This is a genomic window from Mesorhizobium sp. M7A.F.Ca.AU.001.01.1.1 (assembly GCF_004022735.1).
Taxonomy (GTDB): domain Bacteria; phylum Pseudomonadota; class Alphaproteobacteria; order Rhizobiales; family Rhizobiaceae; genus Mesorhizobium; species Mesorhizobium ciceri.
This window is the reverse complement of record NZ_RZPF01000492.1, coordinates 1-5,132: the sequence shown is the minus strand read 5'-3', so window position 1 is coordinate 5,132 and position 5,132 is coordinate 1. Positions and strand designations below refer to the sequence as shown.

Annotated in this window: 4 protein-coding genes; 3 read left to right on the top strand and 1 reads right to left on the bottom strand. The window is 65.0% G+C overall.

Annotation, left to right across the window (positions count from 1 at the left end; translation table 11 throughout):
* The 3 genes from EN884_RS25245 to EN884_RS25235 all read left to right on the top strand — a co-directional run.
* The coding region (locus EN884_RS25245) for a Pls/PosA family non-ribosomal peptide synthetase (protein WP_128360793.1) at window positions 1–2,986 on the top strand (2,986 nt) is incomplete at its 5' end.
* Entirely contained in the window at window positions 2,983–3,432 is a 450-nt protein-coding gene (locus tag EN884_RS25240) for a GNAT family N-acetyltransferase (protein WP_244514318.1), read from the top strand. The genes EN884_RS25245 and EN884_RS25240, both read left to right, overlap by 4 nt.
* A gap of 47 nt (window positions 3,433–3,479) precedes the next feature.
* Window positions 3,480–4,085, top strand: coding sequence for a 4'-phosphopantetheinyl transferase superfamily protein (locus tag EN884_RS25235; protein WP_063170289.1), 606 nt, complete (start codon window positions 3,480–3,482; stop codon window positions 4,083–4,085).
* Between the two features lie 9 nt (window positions 4,086–4,094).
* Here EN884_RS25235 and EN884_RS25230 read toward each other — a convergent pair.
* On the bottom strand, window positions 4,095–5,132 hold a 1,038-nt coding region (locus EN884_RS25230; RefSeq protein WP_206617634.1), incomplete at its 5' end, for a KamA family radical SAM protein.

The window sequence follows — 5,132 nt, the reverse complement described above, 5'->3', positions numbered from 1 at the left end:
CCTCGACGCTTCGCTGCCGCAGCTTGCCGAGCCGGGCGAACTGGGCGAGATCGGCATTGCCGGCATCGGGCTCGCGGTCGGCTATCTCAACCGGCCCGACCTGACCGAACAGAAATTCATCGCCGATTTCGTCGGCCTGCCGAACAACCCGTCCAAGCGCATCTACCGCACCGGCGACCTTGGCCGCATCAACGACCAAAGCGAGATCGAGTATAACGGCCGCATCGACACCCAGGTGAAGATCCGCGGCTACCGCATCGAGCTCGGCGAGATCGAGGCGGTGCTGCTCGACCAGCCCGAGATCGCTCAAGCCGCCGTCACCACCTGGGAGATCGAGCCCGGCCGCGTCGAACTCGTCGCCTATTTCGCAGCGAAGGCCGGCCAGACGGCGATCTCGCGCGCGGACCTCGCCAGGACGATGAAGCGGCGGCTGCCGGACTACATGGTGCCCTCCTATCTCGAGGAGCTGCCGGCGATCCCGATGACGGTTTCCAACAAGGTGGATTTGCGCCAGCTGCCGAAGCCGACAAGCGTGCGGCTTTCGGGCGATCGCGCCATGGTCGCGCCCGCCAATGACGACGAGCGTTTCCTGGCCGACGCGCTGGCCGCGGTGCTGAAGTTCGACGAAGTGTCCGTCGAGGACAATTTCTTCGACGATCTCGGCGCCAACTCGCTGCTGATGGCGCATTTCTGCGCCCGTGTGCGCACCAGGAAGGAATGGGCGACGGCGTCCATGCGCGACATCTACCTCCACCCGACCGTGGCGCGGCTGGCGCTGCATCTGGGCGTAGCGGACGAGATGACGACGGCCACCAACGAGCCCGTCCTCACGCGGCGGGCCTCCAATCTTGCCTATTGGACCTGCGGCGCCGCACAGCTGATGTTCTACGGGCTCTACAGCTATGGCGCCCTGTGGGCGATCAATGGTGGTCTCAACTGGATGTACGACGCGCTCGACGATCCGCTGCAGCTCTACATCAGGTGCGTGGCGCTTTCGGCCGCCGTGTTCTTCGGCATGTCGGGTTTTGCCGTCCTCGCCAAATGGGTGCTGGTCGGCCGCTGGAAGGCGGAAGCGTTTCCCATCTGGGGCGTGCGTTACTTCCGCTTCTGGGTGGTCAAGACGTTGATCCGCACCGCGCCCGTCGTGCTGTTCCGCGGCAGCCCGCTCTACAGCATCTACCTGCAGCTTCTCGGCACCAGGCTCGGCAAGAACGCCGTCATCGAATCGAAATCCGTGCCCGTCTGCACGGATCTCATCTCGATCGGCGCCAACACCATCCTGCGCAAGGAATCGATGATCCTCGGCTTCCGGGCGCAGGCCGGCTATATCCACACCGGGCCGCTGACCATCGGCCGCGATGCCTTTGTCGGCGTCGGTTCGACGCTCGACATCGACACCAGGATCGGCGACGGCGCCCAGCTCGGCCATTCGTCCTCGCTGCACCGCGGCCAAAGCATCCCCGACGGCGAACGCTGGCATGGCTCGCCGGCCGTGCCGACCACGGCCGACTATTGCAAGGTGCGCAATGTCGATCCGTCCAACATCCGGCGCTTCCTGTTCGAAGCGGTTCAGCTGATCGGCCTGTTTGCCATCGTCACTCCCTTGCCGCTCCTGTTCCACAGCTATTGGGAAAATGTCGGCGACGACTACCAGGAAACCATCGGCGTCGTCGCGATCGGCACCACGGTGACGCTGTTCGGCTACATGGCCGCATCCTTCCTGGCGGCGACGCTGGTGCCGCGCCTGGTCAGCCTGCTGTTGAAGCCAGGCCGCACCTACACGCTGTACGGCTTCCGCTACTGGCTGCAGACCGTCGCTGAATTCTCCAGCAATTCCCGCGTGCTCGGCCTGCTGGCCGGCGACAGCTCGGCCATCGTGCACTACATGCGAGCGATCGGCTGGAATCTCAACAAGGTGGTGCAGACCGGCTCCAATTTCGGCTCCAACCAGCAGCACGAAAACCCGCTTCTGTGCGAGATCGGCACCGAGACCATGGTGTCGGACGGGCTGTTCATGATCAACATGCACAAATCCGCCGCCGCCTTCAGGCTCGAGCCGACGAGGATCGGCGAGCGCAATTATCTCGGCAACAACATCTACTATCCGCCGGACGGCCGCACCGGCGACAACGTCCTGCTCGGCACCAAGGTGATGATCCCCATCGACGGGCCGCTGCGCGAGAATGTCGGGCTCTTGGGTTCGCCTGCCTTTGAAATCCCGCGCATGGTGAACCGCGACAAGGAACTCATCGCCGGCATCGACGAGGACGACCGGCGCCGGCGCATCCCATTGAAGAACCGCCACAATCTGGTGACGATCCTGCTGTTCGTGGCAACGCAATGGGTCATGCTGTTCGCCACGCTGGCGATCTGGGACCGGGCGCTGAACTACTACACCGAATGGGCTGAAGTCGCACTGTTCGTCGCCGTGCTGCTGACCTCGGCGATCACCATTCCGTTCTACATCTTCGTGGAACGGGCAAGTCTTGGTTTCGGCAGGCTGAAGCCGCAGATGACGACGATCTATGACGTCGCGTTCTGGCGTCATGAACGCCACTGGAAGCTGGCGGATTCGCCGATCGTGCGGCTGTTCGCCGGCACGCCGTTCCGGCCGATGATCCTGCGCATGCTGGGCGTCAAGATCGGCAGCCGTGTCTATGACGGCGGCAGCAATCTGACAGAACGCTCGCTGGTGGAGATCGGCGACGACGCCACCCTCAACGAGGGCTGCGTCATCCAGGCCCATTCGCTGGAAGAAGGCGCCTTCAAGTCCGACTTCATCCGCATCGGCAAGGGCTGCACGCTCGGACCCTCCGCCTTTGTCCACTACGGCGTTGTCATGGGCGAAGGTTCGGTGGTCGATGTCGACTCCTTCGTCATGAAGGGCGAAGAGCTGGAGCCCAACTCCATATGGCGCGGCAACCCGGCCAAGCTGCATCGCTTCGTCGAACCGATCACCGAGTCCTCGGCCAAGGCATCGGCTTGAACACCGAGGACATCCGTCTCGTTGCCGTGACCAGGGCCAACCGCGCTCTGGTGGCGGCCCTGGAACTGGCTCCGGAGCAGAGGGATTTCGTCGCCGGCAATTCGGAGTCCCTCGAAGAAGCCGAAACCGACGAAGACGCGCGGCCGCGCGCCATCATGGCTGGGACCCGTGTCGTCGGTTTCCTGATGTACGATGCGTCGGACAACGAGGCGCTGGTCTACCGCTTCATGATCGACCGCGCCCACCAGGGCAAAGGCTATGGCAAAGCCGCATTGCGCGCCTTGCTCGACGAGATCGGAAATCTCGGCCATATCAGGGAGGTTTCGATCTGCTACGAGCCCGAGAACGAGGCCGCACGCCACCTCTATCGCGCAGCCGGCTTCGTGGAACAAGGCATCGACGAGGACGGAGAAATGATCGCCGTCCTGCCGATGGTCGATCGTTGACGCCGCCCGTTGCGAATTCATCGGCGGAAACGACCCTGCTGGAGGCTATGGCCGCGATCGCGCCGAGCGGTGTCCGGATCGGATGCCGCCTGATCCGCGAAGGCGATGAAGCCCATCTGCTGCCCATGGAAGCCCGCTCTATCGCGGCGCGCCAGCTTGCCATGCGGCGCGCCAGCGGCGCTGCGCGCTGGATCGCGCACGGACTGCTGGCGGAGCTTGGCGTCGGCGACGTCGCCATCCTGCGCGCGCCAACCGGCGCGCCGGTCTGGCCCGAGGGAATAATGGGTTCGCTCGCGCACGACGACGACATGGCGGTAGCGGCGGTTGCACCGGTTGGCGATATCGCCTCGCTCGGCATCGACGTCGAGCCCGCGCAGCCTCTCCCGGATGATATTTTGGCGCTCGTGACAACACCCGCGGACCGCACCGACGCAGCCGACCGGCATCTTGCCGGCCGCATCCTTTTTGCCGCCAAGGAAGCCGTCTACAAGGCCGTCTATCCGCTCGATCGCGAGGTGCTGGGCTATGAGGACATCACCGTCGACCTGAACGCAGGCCACGCGACGACGAAGACAGGCCGCAAGGCCAGGCTCGCCTACTGCGTTGCCCCGCGCGTGGTGGTGCTGGCGTTTGTCGAGAAAGACAGGGGTTAGCGCGCAGTCCTATTCGCCAACGATCTCCGTATACGCCCTCACCTCGCCATCCAGCCCGCGCAGCCGCCAGTTCTCGCCCTCCCGTCCCTCGACATGGCAAGGCCCGATCGGCACCTTGCCGCCGCCTTCCGGCAGGTCGAGCACATAGACGGGGTTGCAGATGCCCGACAGTCGCGCCCGCAGCGCTTCGGTCAGCGCCTGCCCCTGCGCAATCGTCGTGCGCCGGTGCGCCATGCCGCGCGCGAGGTCGCCATGGTGCAGGTAATAGGGTTTGACGCCGAGGCGATACATCAGCTCGCGGCAGAGCTCCTCCAGCGCCTCGACGCTGTCGTTGACGCCTTTGAGCAGAACGCTCTGGTTGAGCAGCACGAAGCCGGCTTGCCGCAGCGTGCGACAGGCGGTTTCCGTGGCCTGAGTGATTTCCCGCGCGTGGTTGAAATGGGTGACGATGGTGACCATCAGCCGGCCCTGCAGGGCCGCAACCAGCCCCGGCGTGATGCGCGACGGCAGCGCCACCGGAACGCGCGTGTGGATGCGCAGCAGCCGCACATGCGCGATCGCTTCGATGCGCGCGCGGATTTCGGCCAGCGCCTTGTCGGGCAGCGACAGCGGATCGCCGCCGGTCAGGATCACCTCGCGGATTTCGGGGTGATCCGCGATATAGGCCAGCGCCGGCTCCAGCGCCTCGCGCGTATAACCCCTGCCGATCGAGGTCAGCGATTCCTTGCGGAAGCAGAACCGGCAATAGACCGCGCATTGGTAGGTCGGGAACAACAGCACCCGGTCGGCATGGCGATGCGTCAAGCGCGGCACCGGGCTGAAGTCATGGTCGGCGATCGGATCGTCGAGTTCGCCTTCCGCTTCCTCAAGTTCTTGCGGAGACGGGATGACCTGCGCCCGGATCGGATCAGCCGGGTCGTTCCAGTCGATCAGGTCGAGATAGGCTTTGGGCGCGCGCACCTTGTGGTTCGCCGCCGCGGCCTGGGCGGCTGCGCGCTCGGCTGACGACAGCGGGAGGCGGTCAAGGTCGCGGACGTGGCGCACCCC